Genomic DNA, 24785 nt, shown 5'->3' on the forward strand with positions numbered 1-24785 from the left:
ATCGGGTAATCTGGAGTAAGGTCTGTAATTCCATCAGACGACAATAAAAAAGCCTCCGCAGAGGCTTCCAGACGCACTTAAGGTTTCACAATGATGTATAACAAAAATGCGATTCTCGGCGGCCTGCTGGCTCTCTCCGTGGCATCAGCGCCTGCGTGGGCGGCGGTTTCCGCCAGTGAAGCGGCCCGTCTGGGCCAGGAGTTGACACCCTTTGGCTCACCCAAGGCCGGCAACAGTGCCGGTACTATCCCGGCCTGGACCGGTGGGCTGACAGAACCGCCTCCCGGCTATGAGGGCAGCGGACAGCACCACATCAATCCGTTCCCGGATGATGAAGTCCTGTTTACCATCACGCCCGCCAACATGGATCAGTATGAGGAATACCTTACTGACGGTGTGAAGGCGATGCTGGAAACCTACCCCACCACATTCCGGGTACCCGTTTATCAGACTCGTCGTACCCATGCCGTTCCCGACTGGGTGGCTGAGAATACCCGTGAAAACGCGGTAAACGCAGAGATTGTGGGTCAGGGCGAAGGCCTGGATGGCGCATTTGGGGGCTACCCTTTCCCGATCCTGCACGGCAATGACGAGCAGAAGGCCTGGCAGGCGGTCTGGAACCATCTGACCCGCTGGCGCGGGGTTAATGTAACCCGTCGTTCCAGTGAGGTGGCGGTTCAGACCAACGGCGACTACTCGCTGGTGACCTCTCAGCAGGAAGCCTTCTTCAACTACTATAATCCGGAAGGCGGTGAAGAAGATCTGGACAACGTGATCTTCTACTACCTGTCGTTTACCCAGTCACCACCCCGACTGGCCGGTGGTGCGATTCTGATTCACGAGACCCTGAACCAGATTATCAATCCCCGGAACGGCTGGGGTTACAACGCCGGCCAGCGTCGAGTGCGCAGGGCGCCGAACCTGGGTTACGACTCCCCGATTGCAGCGGCCGATAACCTGCGTACGGCAGACGACACCGATATCTTTAACGGGGCTCTGGACCGCTACAACTGGAATTACGAAGGCAAGCGGGAAATCTACATCCCCTACAACAATTACCGCATTGGTGAAAAAGGTCTTCCGTACGAGGAAATTCTGGGAATCTCCCACTTGAATCCGGACCTCACCCGCTGGGAACTTCACCGCGTTCACGTGGTTGAAGCCACGCTGAAAGATGGTGAGCGCCATATTTACGGCAAGCGCCGGTTCTACATTGACGAGGACAGCTGGAATACGGTTTTGCTTGACCAGTACGACGGCCGTGGCGAACTCTGGCGTGTAACCATGGGGCTGCCTAAAAATTATTATGAACTTCCGGGTGTGTGGACGGTTCTTGACGTCTATCATGACCTTCAGGCCCGTCGTTATCATGTGCTCGGTCTGGACACAGAAGAGGCTAACACCCGCGTGTTCACCGACGAGGTCCCCAATACGCGCTACTTCTCGCCGGCGTCACTGCGCCGCAGGAGTGTTCGCTAGCGCACTGTTGGTCGAGGGATGCGTCCCCGCCCACAGGAAGTGGCGACCCGACATACCGGCAACCGCAGGGTTGCCGGTATGTTTACAGTTATTCCCGGCTTTGCCGGTCAGAGACACAGTTCAATACAACATAATAGGCAATCTGAATGGCTAAAAGGTTGATGTGCAAGACTCTGGGCGCTGCCTGCCTTGGACTTTCCATGGTCTGGTCTGCCCCTGCAGCGTTTGCGCTTGCAGATATCATCGAAACCCCGGCCCGGCTAACGGATCTGGCCCCGGAGAATCTTCTCACCGATGCGACCCGGGTTGGTGATCGTATTGTGGCCGTCGGAGAACGCGGGCATATCATCTACTCGGATGACGAAGGGAAAACCTGGGTTCAGGGTGAAGTTCCTGTTTCTGTGACCCTTACAGCGATTGATTTCGGTACCGACACCCATGGCTGGGCAGTGGGGCACAGTGGCGTGGTTCTCAAAACCACTGACGCCGGAGCCACCTGGAGCCTTCAGATCGACGGGATCCGGGCCATGGAGCTGGCCATCGAGAGCCGCGAAGAACAGATTGTTGCCATGCAGGAGCGAATCGAAGAAGCGCCTGAGGAAGAAAAAGAAGACCTCGAGTGGGCACTGGACGATCTTTACTTTGCCCTTGAGAACATTCAGGCGGACATGGATATCGGTCCGGTCAACCCGCTGCTGGACGTCTGGTTCGAAAACGAGAACCGCGGTTTTGTGGTGGGAGCCTACGGCATGTTCCTGCGTACGATGGACGGCGGTGAAACCTGGAAAGACTGGGCGCCAAGAATTGATAACCGGCAGAACTTCCACCTGAATGGCATTACCCGGATTACGGGTGGAGCCCTTGTGGTTGTGGGCGAGGCCGGTCAGATACACGTCTCTGTGGACGGTGGTGAGACCTTTGAGCGCCGCGAGGCACCCTATGAAGGCTCCCTGTTCGGTGTTATTGGCACAGGTCAGGTGAACGAGATTCTCGCGTTTGGCCTCCGGGGCAACATGCTGTTCTCTTCCGATCTGGGCAAGAGCTGGCGGATGGTCCCGAATTCTGCCGGGGCGACCCTCAACAGCGGCGTCGTTGCTGAAGATGGCCGCATTACCCTCGTGGGTAACGGTGGCGCGGTGCTGATGAGTACCAATGGCGCAGAAACCTTTCGAGAGCATTTCCGCAGTGATCGGGAGGGCGTCATGAGTGCCGTGCCTATTTCAGGAACAGACCTGCTGATTGTCGGCGAAGGTGGCGCGAAAATTACAGACGCCCGTGGAAGAAACCTTCAATAACGCCCTGATGTGGCAACAACCGAACGAACAATAGAGGGGCTTTTGAATGTCCAACCCTAAGCATGACAAGGGCGAGCACTACCTGACCACGCCCAAGGCGGAACCCTTTCTCGAAAGGCTGCTCTTCAATAACCGGCCGATCATTCTTATCTTTTTTGCCGTATTGACGCTGTTTCTTGGGTACAACGCCGTCAAGATCCAGCCTGATGCCAGTTTCGAGAGGATGATTCCTCTCGAGCATCCCTATATCGTGAACATGCTCGAGCACCGGGATGACCTGGAAAACCTGGGTAACTTTGTCCGTATCGCCGTCGAGGCAAAAGAGGGCGATATTTTCACCCAGGAGTACATGGAGACCCTGAAGCAGATTACTGACGAGGTCTTCTACCTCAATGGTGTGGATCGTTCCGGTCTCAAATCCCTGTGGACATCGAACGTGCGCTGGGTGGAGGTTACCGAACAGGGTTTCCAGGGCGGTACGGTTATACCGGACGGGTACGACGGCTCCCGGGACAGCCTTGAGCAGCTCCGTCAGAATGTTCTGCGTTCCAACGAAGTTGGTCGCCTGATTTCCGACAACTTCAAGTCAACGATCGTTTACGCGCCACTGTACGAGAAAAATCCGGAAACCGGTGAGGCCCTGGATTACGGCGAATTTTCCCGTCAGCTCGAGGAAAAAATCCGGGAAAAGTACGAAGAGCAGAACCCGAACATCGAGATTCATATTGTCGGTTTCGCCAAGAAGGTTGGTGATCTGATTGAAGGTATCGGATCCATTGCATGGTTTGCCGGGATTACCATCCTGCTGACCACGCTTCTGTTGTTCTGGTACTCCCGGGCCATTGCCGGGACCCTGGTTCCGGTCTTTACCTCGATTATTGCTGTTTTCCTGCAGTTGGGGACCCTTCGGTTGCTGGGGTATGGTCTTGACCCTTACTCCGTTCTGGTGCCCTTCCTCGTGTTCGCGATCGGTATCAGTCACGGTGTTCAGATTGTCAACGCCATGGCCGTTGAAGCTGCCAAGGGCTTCGATGCGGTGACTGCCGCGCGTCTGGCTTTCCGGGCCCTTTACATACCTGGCATGTTGGCACTGATCTCGGACGCCTTTGGCTTCCTGACCCTGTTCTTTATCGAGATCGACGTTATCCGGGACCTTGCGATTGCCGCGGGTATTGGTGTGGCGTATGTCATCCTCACCAACCTGGTTCTGCATGTGTTGATCATGTCGTACGTTGGTATCTCCAAGGGCGGTATCCGCCACGTACAGAACCACGGTGAAAAGCAGGATCGAAAGTGGCGCGCGATGTCTTACTTCTCGCATCCGGGCGTGGCGCCTATCTCCCTGCTGATTGCCGTTATCGGTCTTGGCCTCGGTCTCTACTACAAGCAGGACCTCAAGATCGGTGACCTTGACCAGGGCGCGCCGGAGCTCCGTGCGGATTCCCGGTACAACAAGGATAACGCCTACATCATCGATAACTATTCCACCAGTGCGGATGTCTTGGTGGTGATGGTTAAAACGCCGGAAGAGCAGTGCACCCAGTATAATGTGCTGCGGGCCATGGACACCCTGCAATGGGAGCTTCAGAACACGCCGGGCGTGCAATCCTCGGCATCCCTTGCAGATGTTTCCAAGATGGTCACCAAGGCTCTGAACGAAGGTAACTGGAAGTGGTACGAGATCTCCCGCAACCAGACCATCATCAATGCCTCCATTCGCGAAGCGCCTGCCGGTCTGATCAATACCGACTGTAGCCTGACCCCGGTGCTGGTGTTCCTTGAGGATCACAAGGCAGAGACCCTGGAAACCGTTGTTGAGCGCGTCGAACAGTTTGCCGAGAAGAACAGCAACGAGGAGCACAGGTTCCTGCTGGCGGCCGGTAATGCCGGTGTCGAAGCTGCGACCAATGAGGTTATCTCCGGCGCCAAGGACAAGATGCTGATTCTCGTCTACAGCGTGGTGAGTTTGCTGTGCTTCGTGACCTTCCGTTCGGTCCGCGCGGTACTGTGTATCGTGATACCTCTGGGACTGACGTCGATCCTCTGCGAGGCGATCATGGCGGTGTCCGGCATTGGTATCAAAGTGGCAACCCTGCCGGTTATTGCCCTGGGTGTTGGTATAGGTGTCGACTACGGCATCTACATCTACAGCAAGCTGGAGAAATACCTGCTTGAGGGCAAAACACTCCAGGAGGCCTACTACGAGACGCTGCGCTCCACTGGTAAGGCGGTGATGTTTACCGGCGTGACGCTGGGCCTGGGTGTTGTCACCTGGATCTTCTCGCCGATCAAGTTCCAGGCCGACATGGGCTTCCTGCTGTTCTTCATGTTCCTGTGGAATATGGTGGGAGCCATCTGGCTGTTGCCGGCTCTGGCCCGGTTCCTGCTGCGGCCGGACCAGATGCTCGCCAAGGCCCGAGCTGCGAAATAACATTCGCAATTATCTGCAAAAAAGCCCGCATCGCGGGCTTTTTTGTTGTCTGCTCAACCGTTTAGCGAGCTAATCCATACTTTATTTATGGTGTGAAGTGGTCTATGTTTTACGGTGTTCGTACCATTTGCCCGCCCACGAGGCGGGCGCTTCATTACAATGAACAGAAAAAAGGAAGAACTCACATGACACTGAAACTGAAAGCCTCCGCATTTGCTGTCGCTGCCGCAGTCAGCCTGGGTGCTGCTTCCACCTCCGTTTCCGCGCAGGAGCAGCGCTTTGTGACTATCGGCACCGGTGGTGTAACCGGTGTTTATTATCCGGCCGGCGGTGCGATCTGTCGTCTGGTGAACATGGACCGTAAAGAACATGGTATCCGCTGCTCCGTTGAGAGCACCGGTGGCTCCGTCTACAACCTGAACGCTATCCGCCAGGGCGAGCTCGATCTGGCCGTGGCCCAGTCCGACTGGCAATATCATGCCTACAACGGCACCAGCCAATTCAAGGACGATGGCGCCAACAAGGACCTTCGCGCGGTATTTTCCCTGCATCCAGAGCCGTTCACCGTTGTTGCCAGCAAGGGTTCAGGCATCAAAACCTTTGAAGACCTGGAAGGCAAGCGGGTTTCCGTTGGTAACCCGGGTTCTGGCCAGCGGGCCACTGCCGAGGTTCTGATGGAAGAAATGGGTTGGGGCATGGACAAGTTTGCCCTCGCCGCTGAGATCAAGGCCGCCGAGCAGTCACAGGCCCTGTGCGACGGCAACATCGACGCTTTCTTCTACACCGTCGGGCACCCCTCAGGCGCCATCAAGGAAGCCACTACCTCCTGTGACAGCGTGATTGTCAACGTTGATAACGAGGCGACCCAGACACTGATCGAAGAGAATCCGTATTACCGCAAAGCGGTCATCCCGGGTGGTATGTACCGTGGCTCTGACGAAGACACCACTACCTTCGGTGTGGCGGCAACCTTTGTTTCTTCCACCGATGTACCGGAAGATGTGGTTTATGCCGTGGTCAAGGCGGTGTTCGAAAACTTCGACAGCTTCAAGCGTCTGCACCCTGCCTTCGCCAATCTGAACAAGGAAGAGATGGTCTCTGATGCCCTGAGTGCGCCGCTGCACCCGGGTGCTGCCAAGTACTACAAGGAAGCCGGTCTGATCGACTGATCTGACCTGAAACCGGACCGGCGGGCCCAGGCCCGCCGGGTTTCCCTCCAGAGAACAACCTTTCACGCTACAGGAAGAACTTATGGCAACGAGCGATCCGTCGAACGGAGGTAGCGCTGGCGGCGGCAATGTAGAAGAAATCCTGCAGACCGAAACCGGGGGCAGGGCGGCGACCGGTTACGCGGCCGTTATTCTGTTCATCGTTCCCCTTGTGTGGTCGCTGTTCCAGCTCTGGATTGCGTCACCGCTCCCGTTTATTCTGGATTTCGGCATTTTCAATTCGACGGAAGCCCGTTCGATTCACCTGGCGTTCGCCGTTTTCCTGGCCTTCGCGTCTTTTCCGATGATCCGTGGTCGTCACGTTAACGCGGTCCCGATTTACGACTGGATCCTCGCCGTTGTGGCGGCGTTTTGTGCCTCTTATCTATACGTTTTTTATGAAGAGCTTTCGACGCGTCCCGGTGCGCCGATCACCCAGGATCTTTGGGTTGCGCTGATCGGTCTGGTGCTGCTGCTGGAAGCTACCCGGCGTTCACTTGGTCTGCCATTGACCATCGTGGCCGCGGTATTCATAACCTACTCTATTGCCGGCCCCTACATGCCGGATGTGATTGCCCACAAGGGCGTCAGTCTTAGCAAGCTGGCTTCCCATCAATGGCTGGGTACGGAAGGCGTGTTTGGTGTGGCGCTCGGGGTGTCCACCAGTTTTGTCTTTCTGTTTGTTCTGTTCGGCGCACTGCTGGAGAGGGCCGGTGCCGGCAACTATTTCATCAAGGTGGCCTACGCCATGCTTGGTCACATGCGGGGCGGCCCGGCCAAGGCTGCGGTTGTGTCCAGTGGCCTGAGTGGTGTGATCTCTGGTTCCTCCATCGCCAATGTGGTGACTACCGGGACATTCACCATTCCGTTGATGAAGCGGGTGGGTTTTCCAGCCACCAAGGCTGGCGCCGTCGAAGTGGCTGCTTCAACGAACGGTCAGCTGACGCCGCCCATCATGGGCGCAGCCGCGTTCCTGATGGTTGAGTATGTGGGTATCTCTTACCTTGAGGTCATCAAGCACGCGATCCTGCCGGCGATGATTTCCTACGTCGCCCTCATCTACATCGTGCACCTCGAAGCTTGCAAGCTGAACATGCAGGGCATCGAGCGGTTGAACAAGCCCACCATGGCGCAGCGGATGCTGAACTGGGTGGTGATGCTGCTGGGCCTGATCATACTCACTCTGGTTGTGTACTACGGCATAGGCTGGATGAAGACATTGCTCGGCGAGGCAGCCATCTGGGTGCTGGCGCCGCTGCTGGTAGCCGTCTATGTCGCCCTGGTAGGTTACGCGACGCGTTTCCCTGAGCTGGAAGAGGACGACCCGAACAAGGACATGGGCGAGCTGCCTCCGGTCGGGCCAACCGTGAAAACCGGCCTGTATTTCCTGCTGCCGGTGGTGGTCCTGGTGTGGTGCCTGACTGTTGAGCGCTTTTCACCCCAGCTTTCCGCGTTCTGGGCTACCGTGTTCATGATCTTCATTGTGATCACCCAGCGGCCGCTGAAAGCCTTTTTCCGCAAGCGTGGCGACTTCGCTCGCCTGACCAAAGACGGCTTTTTCGATCTGGCCCATTCGCTGGCCACCGGCGCTCGCAACATGGTGGGTATTGGCGTGGCGACCGCCACCGCAGGGATTGTGGTGGGCACCGTCACCCTGACGGGTATTGGCCTCGTAATGACGGCCTTCGTGGAGTTCCTGTCTGGCGGCAATCTGCTGCTCATGCTCATTTTCACCGCCATTATCAGTCTGATTCTCGGAATGGGGCTGCCAACTACCGCGAACTACATTGTTGTCTCCACTCTGATGGCGCCGGTGATTGTCACCCTTGGTGCCCAGAACGGACTGATCGTACCGCTGATTGCGGTGCACCTGTTCGTGTTCTACTTCGGCATCCTCGCGGATGATACGCCACCGGTGGGTCTTGCCGCCTACGCGGCGGCGGCCATTTCGGGTGCCGACCCGATACGGACCGGTGTGCAAGGTTTTACCTACGATATTCGAACCGCAATCCTGCCGTTCATGTTTATCTTCAACACCCAGTTGTTGCTGATCGGCCTGACGGGGTGGTTTGACCTGCTGGTGACCATCTTCAGTGCGGTCACGGCCATGCTGGTATTCTCGGCCGCTACCCAGGGCTACTGGTTTACCAAGAGCTATAAATGGGAAACAGTGTTGCTGCTGCTCATCACCTTCACTATGTTCCGTCCAGGTTTCTGGTGGGACATGGTTTACCCGCCGACTGAAGACCAGCCGGGTGCACAGGTCATGGAGTATGTCGAAGAGGTTCCGGCGGGCCAGCCGATCATCCTCAAGGCATCTGGCATGAATATCGATGGCGATGAGGTGAGCACCTATGTGCGGCTGCCGATTCCCGCAGGCGAGACACCTGAGCAGAGACTGATGGAGGCAGGCCTGGAGCTGAGCCCTGACGGCGACAAAATGGCGGTGGACTTTGTCGGGTTTGGCAGCCCGGCGGAAGAGGTCGGTATCCAGTTTGGCTGGACCATCGATGCCGTGCAGGTTCAGCTTTCGCGACCGCCGAAGGAGCTGATGTTCATTCCGGCCCTGGCGCTTCTGGGTCTTCTGGCCTATGGCCAGCTCCGGCGACGGGCCCGCGAAGAGGCAGCCGGCCAGGCGGCCTGATAGAGCCCTGGATGCGAGAAACCCGGCATTAACCTGCCGGGTTTTTTTCTGTTAGACTTCGAATCGAATCGGCCCGCGGTTTGTATCGCGTCGCGCCGTCACCATGTGGTCTCTGGTATAGATCACCGCTGAGTAACCAACAGGAGCTTTTCATGCCCGTCGTAACCCTGCCCGATGGCAGCCATCGCAGTTTTGCCGAACCCGTAACCGTTCATGACGTTGCCGCCGATATTGGCGCTGGCCTTGCCAAAGCCGCCCTTGCCGGAAAGGTGGATGGTCAGCTCGTGGACACCAGCTATCGCATCGAGAATGATGCCGACCTCGCCATTGTCACAGAACGTGACGAGGAGGGCGTTGATATCATTCGCCATTCCACGGCGCACTTGATGGCCATGGCTGTTCAGGAGCTGTTCCCAGGGGCCCAGGTTACCATCGGCCCGGTGATCGACAACGGCTTCTACTACGACTTCAAGTACGACCGCCCGTTCACCAATGAGGACCTGGCGCGGATCGAGAAGCGTATGGAAGAGCTCGCCAAGCAGGACCTTCCGGTTTCGCGCTCCATCATGTCCCGTGATGAGGCGATCAAGCTCTTTGAAGATATGGGCGAAGAGTACAAGGTCCGTATCATCCAGGACATTCCGGGCGACGAAGACCTTTCGTTCTACAGTCAGGGCGACTTTATCGACCTGTGCCGCGGTCCCCACGTGCCAAGCACCGGCAAACTGAAAGCCTTCAAACTGACCAAGGTGGCCGGCGCCTACTGGCGGGGCGACACCAGTAATGAGCAGCTTCAGCGTGTTTACGGAACCGCCTGGGGCAACAAGAAAGATCTGAAGGCCTACCTGCACCGTCTGGAAGAAGCAGAGAAGCGAGATCACCGCAAGGTTGGCAAGAAGCTTGGCCTGTTCCATATGCAGGAAGAGGCGCCGGGCATGGTGTTCTGGCATCCCGATGGCTGGTCGCTCTACCAGGAAGTCGAACAATACATGCGCCGCAAGCAGCAGGAGCATGGCTACAAGGAAATCAAGACGCCACAGGTGGTGTCGCGAACCCTGTGGGAGAAGTCAGGGCACTGGGACAAGTTCAAGGACGACATGTTCACCACCGAGTCGGAAAAACACGACTACGCCATCAAGCCCATGAACTGTCCGTGCCACGTTCAGGTCTTCAACCAGGGGCTGAAAAGCTACAAGGACCTTCCGCTGAGGCTGGCAGAATTCGGTTCCTGCCATCGGAACGAGGCTTCCGGAGCGTTGCATGGACTCATGCGGGTTCGGGGCTTTACCCAGGACGATGCGCACATTTTCTGTGAAGAAGACGCTATCCAGCAGGAAGTGTCGGCCTTTATCGAAATGCTGCACGAAATCTACACGGACTTCGGGTTCACTGAAATCCTTTACAAGCTCTCAACCCGTCCGGAAAAGCGGGTTGGCTCCGATGAAGTCTGGGACAAGGCGGAAGCCGCCCTGGAAGAGGCGCTGAATCGTGAGGGCGTAGACTGGGAACTGCTGCCGGGCGAAGGGGCCTTTTACGGGCCCAAGATCGAGTTCTCCCTGAAAGACTGTATCGGACGGGTGTGGCAGTGTGGCACCATCCAGGTAGACTTCTCGATGCCGGGTCGTCTCGGAGCGCAGTATGTTGCTGACAATTCGGAGCGGAAAACTCCGGTCATGCTGCACCGGGCGGTGTTGGGTTCCTTCGAGCGTTTCATCGGGATCCTGATCGAGGAATACGAAGGAGCATTCCCGACCTGGCTCGCGCCGACACAGGTGGCAATCCTCAATATTACCGATAATCAGCGTGATTATTGTCAGAATCTGGCGAAAAAGTGGGATTCTTTGGGGTATAGGGTTAATGCTGACTTGAGAAACGAGAAGATCGGCTTTAAAATCCGCGAGCATACTCTTAACAAGGTTCCCTATCTTGTCGTCGTAGGTGACAAGGAAATCGAGAATAACGCGGTTGCCGTACGTACCCGCAAGGGCGAAGATCTGGGAACCTTATCGCTTGAAGCGTTCGAACAGCTGTTGGCTGATGAAATTCAACGCAAAGGCAGAACCAAGACGGAGATCTGATTATTAAACAGCGAACGAATCGGGGTGGGCGTACTCCGAAAGCGCCTATCAATGAGAATATTGACGCAACTGAAGTCCGCCTGATCGATGCCGAAGGCAACCAGGTCGGAATTGTGCCAATTGAGGAAGCTCTAAAGCAGGCCGAAGAGGCTACCCTTGATCTGGTGCAGGTTACGGATTCCGATCCGATCGTCTGTAAGATAATGGACTACGGCAAGAAGATCTTCGAAGAGAAGAAAGCCAAGGCGGCTGCCAAGAAGAAACAGAAGCAGACGCAGGTCAAAGAGCTTAAGTTCCGTCCCGGAACTGAAGAAGGGGATTATCAGGTCAAACTACGCAACCTGATACGTTTCCTTGAAAACGGGGACCGCGGCAAAATCACGATCCGTTTCCGAGGCCGTGAGATGGCACACCAGGAAATTGGTATGCAGCTCATGCAGCGCATCGAATCCGACGTGGAAGAGCTCGCCCAGGTAGAGATGCGGCCGAAAATGGAAGGCCGGCAGATGACCATGGTAGTGGCGCCCCGCAAGAAGAAGTGAACCTGATCGGGTGCTTGTCCCCCGCGCATGCGGGGGATTTGTCGTTCAGGGGCACATCATTGTTTATTTAAAAATAGAATGCGGAGTTTTAAAAAATGCCCAAGATGAAAACCAAAAGCGGAGCCACCAAGCGGTTCAAGAAAACCGCCACCGGCTTCAAGCACAAGCAGTCCTTCACCAGCCACATCCTGACCAAGAAGAGCCCGAAGCGTAAGCGTCAGCTGCGCGGTACCAAGCTCATCGCCAAGTCGGATGTTGCATCTATCAAGCGTATGACCGCGTGCTGATCCAGCCGCGAGAATCATTCCTTAGAAAGTACAGGTAGAAGGATTAAAGTATGGCTCGTGTAAAACGTGGTGTGGTCGCACGCCGTCGTCACAAAAAGATTCTCAATCAGGCCAAAGGTTACTACGGCGCTCGTAGCAGGGTATTCCGTGTAGCCAAGCAGGCGGTTATCAAGGCCGGTCAGTACGCGTACCGTGACCGTCGTAACCGCAAGCGTGCTTTCCGCGCTCTGTGGATTGCCCGTATCAATGCTGGTGCCCGCGCTAACGGTCTGTCTTACAGCCGTCTGATCGCTGGCCTGAAAAAGGCTAACGTTGAAATCGATCGTAAGGTTCTGGCCGATCTGGCCATGAACGAGCAGCAGGCGTTTGCCGCTGTTGTTGAGAAGGCCAAAGCGTCCCTGTGATCGCTTAGCTCTTTCATCGATTGCTGATCGATATGGGCGCCCCATGATTTCATGACGGCGCCTCCTGATAGGGGAAGGGCACGCTCTTCCCCTATTTTTGTTTTTGAAGTTACGTTTTTAAGCACTTCCATTTCTGGTTTGGAGCAGGGTCAATGGAAAACCTGGAGCAACTGGTTCAGGACGGTCTGGCAGCAGTTGATAGCGCCGACAGCCTGCAGGCACTTGATCAAATTCGTGTTGAGTATCTTGGCAAGAAGGGCGTGATTACCCAGCAGGCGAAAACTCTTGGCAAGCTCTCGGCCGAGGAGCGCCCTGCCGCCGGCCAGAAAATCAATGAAGCCAAGGGGCAGGTTGAAGAGGCCATCAACGCCCGGCGAACAGACCTTGAGCGTGCTGCCATCGAGCAGAAGCTCGCCAGCGAATCCATCGATGTGACTTTGCCCGGCCGTGGCCAGGACCTGGGCGGCTTGCACCCGGTTACCCGCACCCTGCAAAGGATTGAGCATTTCTTCGCCCGCGCCGGCTATACCGTCGAGCAGGGGCCCGAGATTGAAGACGATTACCATAACTTCGAAGCGCTCAATATTCCGGGGCATCACCCGGCCCGTGCCATGCACGATACATTCTATTTCAACCCGGGCACCCTGCTGAGAACCCACACCTCGCCGGTACAGATTCGCACCATGGAAGCGGGCAAGCCGCCGTTCCGGATGATATGCCCCGGGCGGGTTTACCGTTGTGATTCGGATATGACGCACACCCCCATGTTTCACCAGGTGGAGGGTTTGCTGGTCGAGAAAAACGTCAGCTTTGCGGATCTTAAAAGTACAGTCGAAGAGTTCCTGCGAGTGTTCTTTGAGCGGGATCTTCAGGTCCGCTTCCGTCCCTCGTATTTCCCCTTTACGGAGCCTTCTGCAGAAGTGGACATCGAGTGGGGGCGGGAAGCCGACGGCAGCATCAAGTGGCTTGAGGTCATGGGTTGCGGAATGGTGCACCCCAAGGTGTTTGAGTATTGCGGAATCGATGCCGAGGAGTACCGTGGCTTCGCATTTGGCCTGGGCGTAGAGCGCCTGGCCATGCTTCGTTACGGCGTCAACGATCTGCGCATGTTTTTCGAGAACGATCTGCGCTTCCTGCGCCAGTTCCGTTAACAGGCAAGATCAGAGCATCAACCAAACAGGCATAACCGCATCAGGACAAGGCAATAACCATGAAATTCAGTGAACAGTGGCTGCGCGAGTGGGTCAATCCGCAAATCGATACCCAGGAATTAATGGACCAGATCACCATGGCCGGTCTGGAGGTGGACGGTTTCGAGCCGGTGGCCGGTCAATTCAACGGCGTAGTCGTTGGAGAGGTCAAATCGGTAGGTCCACATCCTGACGCAGATAAACTGCGGGTTTGCCAGGTCAGTGATGGCGCCTCTGAAGTGCAGGTGGTTTGTGGCGCTCCCAATGTCCGTGAAGGAATGAAGGTGCCTTTTGCAGTGGTTGGTGCGGTCCTGCCCGGTGATTTCAAAATCAAGAAGGCCAAGCTTCGCGGCCAGCCCTCCGAGGGCATGCTCTGTTCAGAGTCGGAGCTGGGGCTGTCCGACAATCACGATGGCCTGATGGAGCTCCCCGCGGACGCACCGGTCGGTCAGGACGTAGCGGACTACCTGAAGCTGAACGACGTCACCATTGACGTGGACCTGACGCCCAACCGCGCCGACTGCCTGTCTATCAAGGGCATCGCCCGGGAAGTGGGTGTTCTGAACAGCATGTTGGTCGACAGCCCCGAAATCGAGCCGGTGGAATCGGTGCACTCTGAAGTGCCTGATATCCGTGTCGAGGCGCCGGCGGGTTGCCCGCGATACCTTGGTCGCATTCTTCGGAACGTGAACCTGCAGGCGGAATCGCCCCTGTGGATGCAGGAAAAGCTCCGCCGTTCCGGGATTCGCTCAATTGACGCCGCCGTGGATGTCACCAATTACGTGATGCTGGAACTTGGTCAGCCCATGCACGCCTTTGACCGAGATGAAATCGAGGGCGGGATCGTTGTCCGGATGGCGCGAACTGGTGAAAAGCTGGTTCTGCTGGATGGCCAGGAAGTCGAACTGACCCAGGGCACCCTGGTAATTGCAGATCACGAAAAACCGATCGCCATTGCCGGTGTCATGGGTGGAGAACATTCCGGTGTCAGTTCCAAAACCCGGGATCTGGTGCTGGAGGCCGCCTATTTCGATCCGATTACGCTGGCAGGCAAGGCTCGTCACTATGGCCTGCACACAGACGCATCGCACCGGTTCGAGCGGGGCGTCGATTACAAGTTGGCGCGGGAGGCCATGGAACGGGCAACCCGTTTGCTGATGGATATCGTGGGCGGTGAGCCTGGAGAAATTGTTGAAGTTGCCAGCGATGAGGATATCCCCGGGGATCGGCATGTCGACTTGCGTGCTCGCCGGCTTAACGACGTTCTGGGTATGGAAATCGACCGTACTACCGTTGAGGAAATTCTCACCCGGCTGGGCCTTCGGGTGGAAAAGCTCCTGAAAGACGGCTGGCGGGTGAGTGTGCCCAGCTTCCGCCCGGATATCTCCATTGAGGAAGATCTGATTGAAGAAGTGGGGCGGATCTATGGCTATAACAATCTGCCCGTAACCGAGCCAACTGGCTCGCTCGGTCTGCGTCCGGAGCAGGAAGCTGTTCGACCGGTATCTGCTATACGCAACTTCTTTGTGGATCATGGGTATCAGGAGGCAGTGACCTACAGCTTTGTCGATCCGAAAGTTCAGCAGCTGGTGGATCCTGATCGTCAGGGCATTGCGCTGGCCAATCCGATTTCCTCGGATCTGTCGGTGATGCGAACCACCCTATGGAGTGGTCTGCTGAAAACCGTCGCCCACAATCAGAATCGTCAGCAGCCGCGCATCCGGCTATTCGAAACCGGTCTGCGCTTTCTGCGGGAGGGCGAGCGGATTGATCAGCAGCCGATGCTGGCCGGTGTCGTGGTTGGTAGCCAGTATCCTGAAAACTGGGCAAACGGTCGCAGAACAGCGGATTTCTTTGATGTAAAAGGGGATCTGGAGAGTCTGTTCAGGTTGCTGGGTATAGAGATTCAGTTTATCGGCAGCAAACACCCTGCGTTGCATCCGGGACAGACCGCGGAACTTATGCGCGATGGCGAGCACGTGGGCTGGCTGGGTACTCTGCATCCACAAGTTCAGAAAAATCTTGAACTTAATGGCACGATCCTGATGTTTGAGCTATTCTTGAATTCAATCGTTACCGGATATGTGCCTAATTTCAAAGAAATTTCAAAATTCCCGGAAGTTCGTCGGGATTTGGCTATTATTATCGGGAGCGAGGTAGCGTTCGCCGATGTAGAGCGTGTGGCCAGAAAGCATGCCGGTGAGCAGCTGACAGCGTTGCGTGCGTTTGATGTCTATGAGGGCGAGAGCCTGGGTGAAGGTAACCGGAGCCTGGCCCTGAGCCTGTTCTGGCAGCATCCCGAACGTACATTGAACGAGGATGAAGTGCATTCGCTCTTCAACGGTGTGATCGACGCATTGAAAGAAGAGCTGGGGGCAACACTGAGGAGTTGAGAAATGGCGGCTTTGACGAAAGCGGAAATGGCAGAGCGGTTGTACGAGGAATTGGGCCTGAACAAGCGCGAAGCCAAGGAAATGGTAGAAGCTTTTTTCGATGAGATCAGAGGCGCTCTCAGCCATAACGAACAGGTGAAGCTGTCGGGTTTCGGTAACTTCGACCTTCGGGACAAGAAGCAGCGGCCGGGACGGAACCCGAAAACCGGTGAAGAGATTCCCATCAGTGCACGGCGTGTCGTTACGTTTCGCCCGGGACAAAAACTAAAGCAAAAAGTAGAAGCGTATGCTGGAACCCAGTCATAACAACGAACTTCCCACGATTCCGGGGAAGCGCTATTTCACCATCGGTGAGGTGGCGGAGCTGTGCGCTGTAAAAGCGCACGTACTTCGCTATTGGGAACAGGAGTTTCCCCAGCTGTCGCCGGTAAAGCGCCGGGGCAACCGCCGGTATTATCAGCGGGCGGATGTTATTACCATTCGCCAGATTCGAAGCCTGCTCTATGACCAGGGCTATACAATCGGTGGCGCCAAGCAGAAACTCAGTAGCCACGAGGTAAAGGACGACACGTCCCAGTACAAGCAACTGATCCGGCAAATGATTACCGAGCTGGAGGAAGTACTCGAGGTGCTGAACGCGCCCGTCAAATAGAGTTCGCCAGACTCTGAAGAAAAACCGGGACAGCATGGCTGCCCCGGTTTTTTTATGCCCGCATGGTTACTGCTTCCTGCAGGTTTTGATGCCCAGCAAAGAATAGGCAGGGCAGTTGCCCACTAAAGCGGTTGCCAGGGGCACAATGCCAATCCAGCCCCAGGGTGTTTGCGGGCCCACAAATACGAGAGCCAGCAGTACAATGCCGACGATGGCGCGAATGATACGGTCCGCAGATCCCATATTGATGCTCATGATCCTTTCTCCTTGCTTGATATGCGATGACAGAACGGACTTTAGCGCCTGCTCGCTGGCGGTTCAGTGATAAAGTCACACAAGGCCGGCCGCTGAGCTGAGCTAATCTGATGATCTATGGAAAAGTCGATGGTGCAACACAGCATTCTTGAAACCTTGTCCGGGCCCCTTCGCAAAGAAGTCCTTGGCAGCCTGCAGCCTCTTCATTTTGAGCATGGAAGGATTCTGTTCCGGGCTGGGGATCCCTGTCAGGGGCTTCCTCTGGTGCTGAATGGAACTGTGAAGGTTCAGATGACCGGCCTGTCCGGTCACAGCATCGTGCTTTATCGGATGGGGGCTGATGACATTTGCACACTGTCTATCGGTTGTCTGATGACAGGCGATGGCTTTCGTGCAGAGGCAGTGGTTGAAGAGGATGCCGAAGTGTTTATGGTGCCCAGGGGGCTGTTTGACCGGCTGATGGACCAGTCTGCCGGTTTCAGGCTTGGCATTATGGAGTCTTATGGGCGCCGGTTGAATGATCTGATGCTCCTGGTGGAGGAAGTGGCGTTCCGCCGAATGGATGAACGGCTCGTCCATTGGCTTGCCGCCAGAGCAGGGCAATCTGAGATGAGGATCACGCATCAGGAGCTGGCTGTGGAGTTAGGAACTGCCCGGGAGGTGGTCAGCAGGCTTTTGAAAGAACAGGAACGTCAGGGAAATGTTCGGCTTTCTCGCGGTCGCATTTGTTTCCCTTGATAGCTGCAATCTCAGCCATTGGCTCTAAATGGTCCGTTTGGGGGGTTGTTCCTCCGAAGAATTTTCTGATAAAGAGATAGTCGCTGAAATTAATCGTTCTTTATATCCAACTTTATGGTGTTGTAATGTCGCGATCAAATTAATGAAGCGAAGGGGGTGTGGGACAATAGTAAACGTCTCTTCGGTGGCAACTACCGGGATCTTGAGAGGGCCCTACTCTGCGGCAAAGGGCGGAGTCAATGCACTTACTCGCAGTCTGGCGATGGAGTGTGCGCAGTTTGGAATTAGAGTCAACGCAACGGCCCCGGGAGGCACAGATGTTGGAACTCGGCTGATTCCCAGAGATCAACAGGATCAAAATCTGGTCGATCCGCGGAGGGATATGTGGTCACGACAGGTTATTGATCAAACCATTTCCAGTTCATATTTCAAACGCTTTAGCTCTGTTTCAGAACAGGCAGCGCCGATCCTCTTTCTTGCCTCGGATGAGGCTAGTTATCTTACTAATGTCGTTCTCACTGTCGGGGGCGGTGATAATGGGTAATTTTTCAAAATTATGGGCAGATTATGAGCAACACTTTTGAAGCAACCTTGTCTGAAATTCTGCGAAAAGCCTTCTATGCTGGAGATATCCCGTTTGGCGGAGTCCTGTCGATTCTTCCCGACGGTAAGAAATTAGATGTGTTTGAGAAAGGTTTTTTATCTGAATCGATAGACACCTTTTCATCTGGTTTTTGGATCGCATCACTTTCCAAAGGGATCGCGTCAGTCGCTGCCATGATCCTAGTAGAGAAACGTTTGATTGGATTAGATGATTTGGTTGGTGAGTATATAGAACAGTTAAAAGATCTCGATGTATTGGAAGGGTTTGGTGATGGTGAAACTCCTTTACTTAGAAAAGCGAGAACCCCTATTACTCTGCGGCACCTGCTTTGTCATACAGCGGGTTTTGCATATCCTTTCTCCAATGATCTGATTGCGAACTTCGCTAAAACTCGTGGGTTGCCGCCGACAATTAGTGGTAAGCGCGCGGCTTATTCCATTCCCTTGGTAAGTGATCCTGGTAGTGATTGGGTGTATGGGATCAGTACTGATTGGCTCGGTCAAGTAATTGAAAAGGTTTCCGGCTGTTCTTTAGATGAGTTCTACAAAAATAATATTTTTGATCCTTTGGGCATGAAGAATACATTTTTCAAAGCCCCCGATGATTTTCTAATGAGAACGATGCCTTTATATCGCAGAGAAGATAAAAATGCCTTCAGGAGGATTGAGCTGCTCGTACCTCAGAATCCGGAAATGGTTCCAGCCGGGGCTGGCCTATACAGCTGTCCAGAGGACTACCTTCGGTTCCTTGAAATGTTGTTGAGAGAAGGCCAGGTTGGAGACATTCAAGTGCTTGAAAAAAGCACTGTTAAAGCGCTGCTTGAACCCGCAGTTGTCGGTCAATCGGTCGGTTGTATTGAATCTTCAAATGATGAGTTAACGTTGGATTACGATCCCCAACCTGGAGTAGATAAGGGATGGAGTTTGGGTTTTTCGGTGACTCTTCACGATTTGCCCGAAGGGAGGAAGGTAGGTAGTTTTGGCTGGGCGGGACTAAGCAATATTTACTATTGGGTTGACCCCAAGTCGAAACTTGCGTCTATCTTTTACACACAAGTTCTCCCATTCGCAGATACAGGTGCTCTGAGAACTTTAGATAAAATTGAAAAAGCCATATACAGATTTGTGAATAGCTAGGGCTTATATTTTTTGTTCGAAACCTAGTCTCTCTTAGAAGCATTTATGACTTTTCATCGATGGCCCTCTCCGCGTCTTACTGTTTAAATTTGCCTCCCTGTGTCTGCGCTGGCTGAGATCTTCTGGTTTCCGATGTCGGACTAAGGGACAGAGACGGTTAGATGGGGAGCGGAGAGGGGCTGCAAGGCAGCTATCGAGACCAAAAGAGTAGTCGGAGTTGAAACGAGTTGGAGGGGGCAGCCCAGGGCAGGCTAGATGGTGCTAATTTTTTGCGCCAAGGTTGAATCTGAGTAATGGAGATCACTTCAATGTATCGTCGGCCAAAATCAAGTCTCAAAATCGGAACGTTTGGGGACGGCTAGTTTCATACCATAGACCTTGGCCGGCGGTACTCAGGAGGTAGGTATGGAGAGGGTGGTGAACTCCAACTCTGGGTGGACCTAATACGGATCAGGGTCAAGCGGCCAAAGTATGGTTAGAAAATCCGGACAGACTTTGGTGCCACTACCACGCGTTAACTGGAGGAAATAAGAGCGAGACTTTGAAAAAAATTGGCGCTGAAGTTTTCGGTCGGCTGGTGGAGACGTTCCTGACAAAAGGGATGTTTACGAAGCAAGCGAAACGGTGACCGAATGGTGAGGGGATTTCTAAGGGGTTGAGAAACGGTGCCCAAACGGTGACGAGAAAAGCTATTTTCCAGAAACAACAAAGCCCGGTTTTTTCGAGACCGGGCTAACTGTTTGATAAAACTGGTCGGGACGGTAGGATTTGAACCTACGACCCCTTGCACCCCATGCAAGTGCGCTACCAAGCTGCGCTACGCCCCGATTCGCTCTGTGCCAACTGGAAAAACTTGAGAGTATTCTCAGTGGCTTAGCGGGAGCGAAGTCTACACGAGCCCATGGAAAAAATAAACATCCGATGGCGATTTTGATGCCCGTTTTTTAGCGCAGCTTGGTTTCCCGGAGTTTCAGGATAAATTCGGGTGGTTCAAAGGTGTTTGGCCGGGCAAATTCCCAGTATTTGTCGAACACCGTCAGCCCGGTTTTTCCCTCCAGCAGGGCCCCGGGTTCGAGGAATGGAAACAGATCCATGTAAGAGTGCACCTCTGTTTTGGATACCCGCCGAACGATGTGCTCCGGGCCGAGTTCGGAAGGGTGCCTGAGCCCCGAGGCTTCCAGCAGGTTCTGCAGCGCGTCGAGCGTATTCTTGTGGTAGTTGTATACCCTTTGGCTCTTGTGCTCTACGTCGAGCTTGTTGCCGCGTCGGGGGTCCTGGGTGGCTACGCCGCTCGGGCAGCGCCCGGTGTGGCAATTGAGCGCCTGTATGCAGCCCAGCGCAAACATATAGCCCCTGGCCGCGTTGCACCAGTCAGCCCCCAGCGCCAAGGTTCGCGCAATGTTGAAGGCCGAGGTGATCTTGCCGGCGGCGCCAATGGCAATGTCCTCCCGAAGATTGGTACCCACCAGAGTGTTGTGAACCAGCAGGAGCGCTTCGGTCATTGGCATTCCCAACCGATTAATAAACTCGAGGGGAGCCGCACCGGTGCCGCCTTCGCCGCCGTCGACCACGATAAAATCCGGTTTTCGCCCGGTCTCCAGCATGGCTTTAACGATGGCAAACCATTCCCACGGGTGGCCGATAGCGAGCTTGAAGCCAATGGGCTTGCCTCCGGACAGCTCCCGCAGCCGGTCAATGAATTCCAGCATTTCTATTGGTGTTGAGAACGCCGAATGGCTGGCAGGGGAGACGCAGTCCTCGCCAACAGAAACGCCTCGTGCTTCGGCGATCTCCGGCGTTACCTTGGCGCCGGGCAAAATTCCGCCATGACCGGGCTTTGCGCCCTGAGATAGTTTGAGCTCTATCATTTTGACCTGATCAAATGAGGCATTCTCGCGAAACATGTCTTCGTTGAACGAACCATCTTTGTGACGGCAGCCGAAGTATCCCGAACCAATCTCCCAGACCAGGTCACCGCCGGGCTGTTTGTGGTAGCGGGAAATGGAGCCCTCTCCGGTGTCGTGATAGAAGCCTCCCATCCTGGCGCCGGTATTGAGACTGAGGATGGCGTTGGCTGACAGCGAGCCAAAGCTCATGGCAGAGATGTTGAACACGCTTGCGTTGTAGGGCTTGTCGCAATTTTTTCCGATCAGGATACGGAAATCGCTACTACTGAGGCGGGTGGGTGCAAGGGAATGATTCATCCACTCGAAACCCTCATCGTACATCCCGAGCTGTGAGCCGAAAGGGCGCTTGTCCAGAACATTCTTCGCGCGCTGATAGACGATGGTGCGCTGTTCCCGTGAAAAGGGACGCTCTTCCGTGTCTGACTGGATGAAATACTGCCGGATTTCAGGGCCCACGGATTCAAGCAGATAACGAAAGTTGGCCATGATCGGATAGTTCCGGCTGACCGTGTGTTTTCGTTGCATCAGGTCGTAGGTACCCAGGGCCGCGAACGCGCCAAATATTACCGGAAATACATAACCTTCCTCCAAGACCAGGGCAAGCCCGAGCGAGACAAAAAATCCGGCAATGCTGAGTGCATAGGCGGTATAGCGAAGCGGAAAGGTCTTTGTTTTTTCCATGGGATCCTCTGATTGGCTCGGAAAAGCCGACTCGAACAGAGCGGCAGCTGATGAAGAGTTTAGTCGTACGATGCGGGATCCTGTCGCGATTGGTCCCGAATCTGGCTGGTCCGTTTTCGATCATGGTCTATGATTAATATCAAGGCGGCAAAATAATCGTGGTTTTGATGTTTTGAACTCAAAACATTATGATAACGCGCTTGTAATGTCTGAATACCGATTCTGAATAAACGATTTACCAACTCAGGAGGCTCCATAACGTGGGCGAGGTAGTTAAAGACGAATATTCCACGGATTACGTGGCTGGCCAGGACAATATCACTCCGTTCGGGCTGGATCTCCATGCACCGGTATTTCCGATTACGGCGATACTGGTTGTTGCGTTTGTGATAGGCACCCTGATGTTCCCCGGGCCAGCGAAAGAGCTGCTCGACGGGGCAAAATGGGACATTATCGCGACGTTTGACTGGTTTTTCCTGATCAGTGCCAACATCTTCGTGGTGGTGTGCCTGGCTCTGATCTTCCTGCCGATGGGTAAAATTCGCATCGGGGGGCAGGACTGCAAACCTGAATTCTCAACGCTTTCCTGGTTCTGCATGCTTTTCGCCGCCGGTATGGGCATTGGTCTTATGTTCTGGGCCGTGGCCGAGCCGGTGGCTTACTACACGGGATGGTACGAGACGCCGTTCAATGTAGAGGCAAACACAGATGACGCCCGTAATCTTGCGATGGGCGCGACCATTTACCATTGGGGTCTGCATCCTTGGGGCATCTATGCAGTCGTTGCTCTTTCCCTGGCGTTTTTCGCCTTTAACAAAAACATGCCTTTGACCATTCGCTCGGCCTTTTTCCCGCTGCTGAAAGACAAGGTGTGGGGCTGGCCTGGACACATTATCGATGTGCTGGCTGTTGTCGCGACGATCTTTGGTCTGGCAACGTCACTCGGTTTCGGTGCCCAGCAGGCGGCTTCCGGTCTGAACTACCTGTTCGGTACGGGTGCAGACACGAATATCCAGATGGCGATCATTGTCGGTGTCACAGCCCTCGCATTGATCTCGGTGCTCAGGGGGCTCGACGGTGGCGTAAAGATTTTGAGTAACATCAACATGGCCGTTGCGGGCATTCTGCTGTTGTTCGTTATATTTGCCGGTCCGACGATGACGGTTCTGGAAACTCTCTGGGTGACTTCCTCCAATTACGTGGGCAACGCATTGCAACTGAGTAATCCGTTTGGCCGCGAGGACGAAGCCTGGTTCCAGGGCTGGACTGTATTCTACTGGGCCTGGTGGATTTCCTGGTCACCGTTCGTAGGTATGTTTATTGCGCGCGTGTCCAAGGGCCGTACCGTTCGTGAATTTGTCACTGCCGTGTTGATCGTCCCGACTGTTATCACTGTTGTATGGATGAGCGCCTTCGGTGGTGCCGCCATTGAACAGATTCAGCAGGGCATTGGTGAACTGGCTGAGAACGGCCTGACCGAGGTTTCGCTGGCTACGTTCCAGATGTTCGCGAACCTCCCGTTGACTGGAATCCTGTCATTTGTCGGTATCGTTCTGGTTCTGGTGTTCTTCGTAACATCTTCCGACTCTGGTTCGCTGGTCATCGACAGTATTACGGCTGGTGGCAAGACTGATGCACCGACCGCCCAGCGTGTGTTCTGGGTAGTTGCCGAGGGTGCGATTGCTGCAGCTCTGATCTTTGGCGGCGGTGAAGATGCACTGGGCGCGATCCAGGCAACCGCTATCAGTGCGGGGCTGCCATTTACGGTGGTTCTCCTGATCATGACCTGGGGGCTTCTGAAGGGCCTCAGTCACGAGCGGCAACTGTTGATCGCCCGGGGCGAACTGTCCTGAGGGGTCGTGGAAATAAAAAACCGGGGCTTTGGCCCCGGTTTTTTTATGTTTGCTATTAACTCAGTTACTGGCAAACGTTTCCATGGCGAAACGTGAACGCTCCAGAGGCGTGAAGTGTGGACGTTTGAGCGCTTCAATCGCGCGGAGTCGGGGAAGCAGTCCGCGGCCATTTGCCATCTGGATTGCCAGTCCGGGCCGGGCGTTCAATTCCAGTAGCAGTGGCCCCTCGTTCGCATCTACCACCAGATCAACCCCCATGTAGCCCAGCCCGGTTGCTTCGTAGCAGCGGGAGGCCATTTCCAGCATCTCATCCCAGGCTTCTATCTGGATATTCTCCAGTGCCAGACCGGTGTCCGGATGGAGGGTTATGGGGCGGTTGAACTGAACGGCATTCAGTCCCTGGCCAGAGCCGATATCCAGGCCAACCCCAACGGCGCCCTGATGCAGGTTTGCCTTACCGTCAGACGCGGTTGTGGCCAGCCTCAGCATCGCCATTACCGGGTAACCCTGGAAGACGATAATCCGGATGTCGGGCACACCCTGGTGAGAGTATTTCGCCAATGAGGGGGCGGACTCCACCAGGTTTTCGACGATCGCCACATCTGGGGTACCCGCGAGCGAGTAGAGCCCGGCCAGAATGTTGGTCAAATGACGTTCCAGGAACGGAGAATCTACCCGCGACCCGGATGCCTTGATGTACTCATCGCCATCCCGACCGGTTATGACGGTAATCCCCTTGCCGCCAGACCCTTTTGCCGGTTTTATCGCAAATCCGGCCAGATCCTCTGCCATTTCCCGGAAGTGTGATATCTCATGCTGTTGGCGGACAACCTGAAGCAGTTTCGGGGTTTTTACGCCGTATTCGGCAACCACCAGTTTTGTTTTCAGTTTGTTGTCTACCAACGGATATGATGACCGCTCATTGTACCGGGCAATGTAATCCACATTGCGCCGGTTCATGTTCAGCATTCCCAGCCTCTTGAGTGATCTCGGCGATATCCAGTCCAT

General features: G+C 55.0%; 20 protein-coding genes and 1 tRNA gene. 17 read left to right on the forward strand and 4 right to left on the reverse strand.

Translation table 11 applies throughout. From position 1 onward, the window contains the following. Positions 1–90: 90 nt before the first annotated feature. From SIC15_RS06945 to SIC15_RS07005, 13 genes are all read left to right on the forward strand, one after another. Positions 91–1479, forward strand: a complete 1389-nt coding sequence (locus SIC15_RS06945; RefSeq protein ID WP_083231827.1) for a DUF1329 domain-containing protein — start codon at positions 91–93, stop codon at positions 1477–1479. A gap of 146 nt (positions 1480–1625) precedes the next feature. Beyond that, a complete protein-coding gene (locus SIC15_RS06950; protein ID WP_227514533.1) occupies positions 1626–2774 on the forward strand; it encodes a WD40/YVTN/BNR-like repeat-containing protein in 1149 nt (382 codons plus the stop codon). A gap of 46 nt (positions 2775–2820) precedes the next feature. Further along, complete coding sequence (locus SIC15_RS06955; protein ID WP_209398298.1) at positions 2821–5205, forward strand: efflux RND transporter permease subunit; 2385 nt, start codon at positions 2821–2823, stop codon at positions 5203–5205. A 185-nt stretch (positions 5206–5390) separates the two neighbouring features. After that, positions 5391–6374 (forward strand): TAXI family TRAP transporter solute-binding subunit, encoded by a 984-nt coding sequence (locus SIC15_RS06960; protein ID WP_069183852.1) that lies wholly within the window; start codon positions 5391–5393, stop codon positions 6372–6374. Between the two features lie 82 nt (positions 6375–6456). After that, a complete protein-coding gene (locus SIC15_RS06965) occupies positions 6457–9057 on the forward strand; it encodes a TRAP transporter permease (protein WP_209398297.1) in 2601 nt (866 codons plus the stop codon). 152 nt (positions 9058–9209) lie between these two features. After that, a complete protein-coding gene (gene thrS / locus SIC15_RS06970; RefSeq protein ID WP_069183850.1) occupies positions 9210–11135 on the forward strand; it encodes a threonine--tRNA ligase in 1926 nt (641 codons plus the stop codon). Further along, positions 11132–11677 (forward strand): translation initiation factor IF-3, encoded by a 546-nt coding sequence (infC, locus tag SIC15_RS06975; RefSeq protein ID WP_083231826.1) that lies wholly within the window; start codon positions 11132–11134, stop codon positions 11675–11677. The genes thrS and infC overlap by 4 nt, the downstream gene beginning before the upstream one ends. A gap of 95 nt (positions 11678–11772) precedes the next feature. Continuing rightward, positions 11773–11964, forward strand: coding sequence for a 50S ribosomal protein L35 (gene rpmI, locus SIC15_RS06980; protein WP_007151842.1), 192 nt, complete (start codon positions 11773–11775; stop codon positions 11962–11964). A gap of 50 nt (positions 11965–12014) precedes the next feature. Continuing rightward, positions 12015–12368, forward strand: coding sequence for a 50S ribosomal protein L20 (gene rplT / locus SIC15_RS06985; protein WP_008170485.1), 354 nt, complete (start codon positions 12015–12017; stop codon positions 12366–12368). 152 nt (positions 12369–12520) lie between these two features. Continuing rightward, positions 12521–13519, forward strand: coding sequence for a phenylalanine--tRNA ligase subunit alpha (gene pheS / locus SIC15_RS06990; RefSeq protein WP_069183848.1), 999 nt, complete (start codon positions 12521–12523; stop codon positions 13517–13519). 59 nt (positions 13520–13578) lie between these two features. Next, a complete protein-coding gene (gene pheT, locus SIC15_RS06995) occupies positions 13579–15951 on the forward strand; it encodes a phenylalanine--tRNA ligase subunit beta (RefSeq protein WP_412537345.1) in 2373 nt (790 codons plus the stop codon). Between the two features lie 3 nt (positions 15952–15954). Beyond that, positions 15955–16257, forward strand: a complete 303-nt coding sequence (gene ihfA, locus SIC15_RS07000; RefSeq protein ID WP_007151838.1) for an integration host factor subunit alpha — start codon at positions 15955–15957, stop codon at positions 16255–16257. Then, the gene (locus SIC15_RS07005; protein WP_008170477.1) at positions 16238–16603 is read left to right on the forward strand and encodes a MerR family transcriptional regulator; all 366 of its coding nucleotides are present in this window, start codon (positions 16238–16240) and stop codon (positions 16601–16603) included. Before ihfA ends, SIC15_RS07005 begins: the two co-directional genes overlap by 20 nt. Positions 16604–16669: 66 nt before the next feature. On the opposite strand, the gene SIC15_RS07010 is transcribed toward SIC15_RS07005, so the two are convergent. Continuing rightward, a complete protein-coding gene (locus tag SIC15_RS07010) occupies positions 16670–16858 on the reverse strand; it encodes a DUF2892 domain-containing protein (RefSeq protein WP_008170476.1) in 189 nt (62 codons plus the stop codon). A 129-nt stretch (positions 16859–16987) separates the two neighbouring features. Between SIC15_RS07010 and SIC15_RS07015 the strand changes: the two genes are divergently transcribed. Genes SIC15_RS07015 through SIC15_RS07025 form a run of 3 tightly spaced genes read left to right on the forward strand, consistent with a single transcriptional unit; the run spans position 16988 to position 19336 of the window. Beyond that, the gene (locus tag SIC15_RS07015) at positions 16988–17596 is read left to right on the forward strand and encodes a Crp/Fnr family transcriptional regulator (protein WP_412537346.1); all 609 of its coding nucleotides are present in this window, start codon (positions 16988–16990) and stop codon (positions 17594–17596) included. Positions 17597–17624: 28 nt separating this feature from the next. Next, a complete protein-coding gene (locus SIC15_RS07020; protein WP_412537347.1) occupies positions 17625–18140 on the forward strand; it encodes an SDR family oxidoreductase in 516 nt (171 codons plus the stop codon). 23 nt (positions 18141–18163) lie between these two features. Beyond that, positions 18164–19336 carry a serine hydrolase domain-containing protein gene (locus SIC15_RS07025; RefSeq protein WP_412537348.1) on the forward strand — a complete coding sequence of 391 codons (1173 nt, stop codon included), beginning with the start codon at positions 18164–18166 and terminating at the stop codon, positions 19334–19336. Between the two features lie 750 nt (positions 19337–20086). Here the strand turns inward: SIC15_RS07025 and SIC15_RS07030 are convergent. After that, positions 20087–20163, reverse strand: a tRNA-Pro gene (locus SIC15_RS07030). A gap of 117 nt (positions 20164–20280) precedes the next feature. After that, the gene (locus tag SIC15_RS07035; protein ID WP_412537349.1) at positions 20281–21924 is read right to left on the reverse strand and encodes an FMN-binding glutamate synthase family protein; all 1644 of its coding nucleotides are present in this window, start codon (positions 21922–21924) and stop codon (positions 20281–20283) included. A 260-nt stretch (positions 21925–22184) separates the two neighbouring features. Here SIC15_RS07035 and SIC15_RS07040 point away from each other — a divergent pair, with 260 nt between their 5' ends. Continuing rightward, complete coding sequence (locus SIC15_RS07040) at positions 22185–23777, forward strand: BCCT family transporter (protein ID WP_136631729.1); 1593 nt, start codon at positions 22185–22187, stop codon at positions 23775–23777. A gap of 60 nt (positions 23778–23837) precedes the next feature. Here SIC15_RS07040 and SIC15_RS07045 read toward each other — a convergent pair whose 3' ends face one another. Then, the gene (locus SIC15_RS07045) at positions 23838–24785 is read right to left on the reverse strand and encodes an alpha-L-glutamate ligase-like protein (RefSeq protein ID WP_039881821.1); all 948 of its coding nucleotides are present in this window, start codon (positions 24783–24785) and stop codon (positions 23838–23840) included.

The sequence above is a fragment of the Marinobacter sp. MIT932201 genome, assembly GCF_047123295.1.
GTDB lineage: Bacteria > Pseudomonadota > Gammaproteobacteria > Pseudomonadales > Oleiphilaceae > Marinobacter > Marinobacter salsuginis.

Excerpts from the sequence above, each read along its gene's own strand:
- rplT (WP_008170485.1), top strand. The coding sequence starts at position 12,015 with ATGGCTCGTGTAAAACGTGGTGTGGTCGCACGCCGTCGTCACAAAAAG.
- rpmI (WP_007151842.1), top strand. The coding sequence starts at position 11,773 with ATGCCCAAGATGAAAACCAAAAGCGGAGCCACCAAGCGGTTCAAGAAA.
- SIC15_RS07025 (WP_412537348.1), top strand. The coding sequence starts at position 18,164 with ATGAGCAACACTTTTGAAGCAACCTTGTCTGAAATTCTGCGAAAAGCC.
- SIC15_RS07015 (WP_412537346.1), top strand. The coding sequence starts at position 16,988 with ATGGTGCAACACAGCATTCTTGAAACCTTGTCCGGGCCCCTTCGCAAA.
- pheS (WP_069183848.1), top strand. The coding sequence starts at position 12,521 with ATGGAAAACCTGGAGCAACTGGTTCAGGACGGTCTGGCAGCAGTTGAT.
- SIC15_RS07045 (WP_039881821.1), bottom strand. The coding sequence starts at position 24,785 with ATGGACTGGATATCGCCGAGATCACTCAAGAGGCTGGGAATGCTGAAC.
- SIC15_RS06945 (WP_083231827.1), top strand. The coding sequence starts at position 91 with ATGATGTATAACAAAAATGCGATTCTCGGCGGCCTGCTGGCTCTCTCC.
- SIC15_RS07010 (WP_008170476.1), bottom strand. The coding sequence starts at position 16,858 with ATGAGCATCAATATGGGATCTGCGGACCGTATCATTCGCGCCATCGTC.
- SIC15_RS06955 (WP_209398298.1), top strand. The coding sequence starts at position 2,821 with ATGTCCAACCCTAAGCATGACAAGGGCGAGCACTACCTGACCACGCCC.
- ihfA (WP_007151838.1), top strand. The coding sequence starts at position 15,955 with ATGGCGGCTTTGACGAAAGCGGAAATGGCAGAGCGGTTGTACGAGGAA.
- SIC15_RS07020 (WP_412537347.1), top strand. The coding sequence starts at position 17,625 with ATGGTCCGTTTGGGGGGTTGTTCCTCCGAAGAATTTTCTGATAAAGAG.
- SIC15_RS06965 (WP_209398297.1), top strand. The coding sequence starts at position 6,457 with ATGGCAACGAGCGATCCGTCGAACGGAGGTAGCGCTGGCGGCGGCAAT.
- SIC15_RS07035 (WP_412537349.1), bottom strand. The coding sequence starts at position 21,924 with ATGGAAAAAACAAAGACCTTTCCGCTTCGCTATACCGCCTATGCACTC.
- SIC15_RS06960 (WP_069183852.1), top strand. The coding sequence starts at position 5,391 with ATGACACTGAAACTGAAAGCCTCCGCATTTGCTGTCGCTGCCGCAGTC.
- pheT (WP_412537345.1), top strand. The coding sequence starts at position 13,579 with ATGAAATTCAGTGAACAGTGGCTGCGCGAGTGGGTCAATCCGCAAATC.
- thrS (WP_069183850.1), top strand. The coding sequence starts at position 9,210 with ATGCCCGTCGTAACCCTGCCCGATGGCAGCCATCGCAGTTTTGCCGAA.
- SIC15_RS07005 (WP_008170477.1), top strand. The coding sequence starts at position 16,238 with ATGCTGGAACCCAGTCATAACAACGAACTTCCCACGATTCCGGGGAAG.
- SIC15_RS06950 (WP_227514533.1), top strand. The coding sequence starts at position 1,626 with ATGGCTAAAAGGTTGATGTGCAAGACTCTGGGCGCTGCCTGCCTTGGA.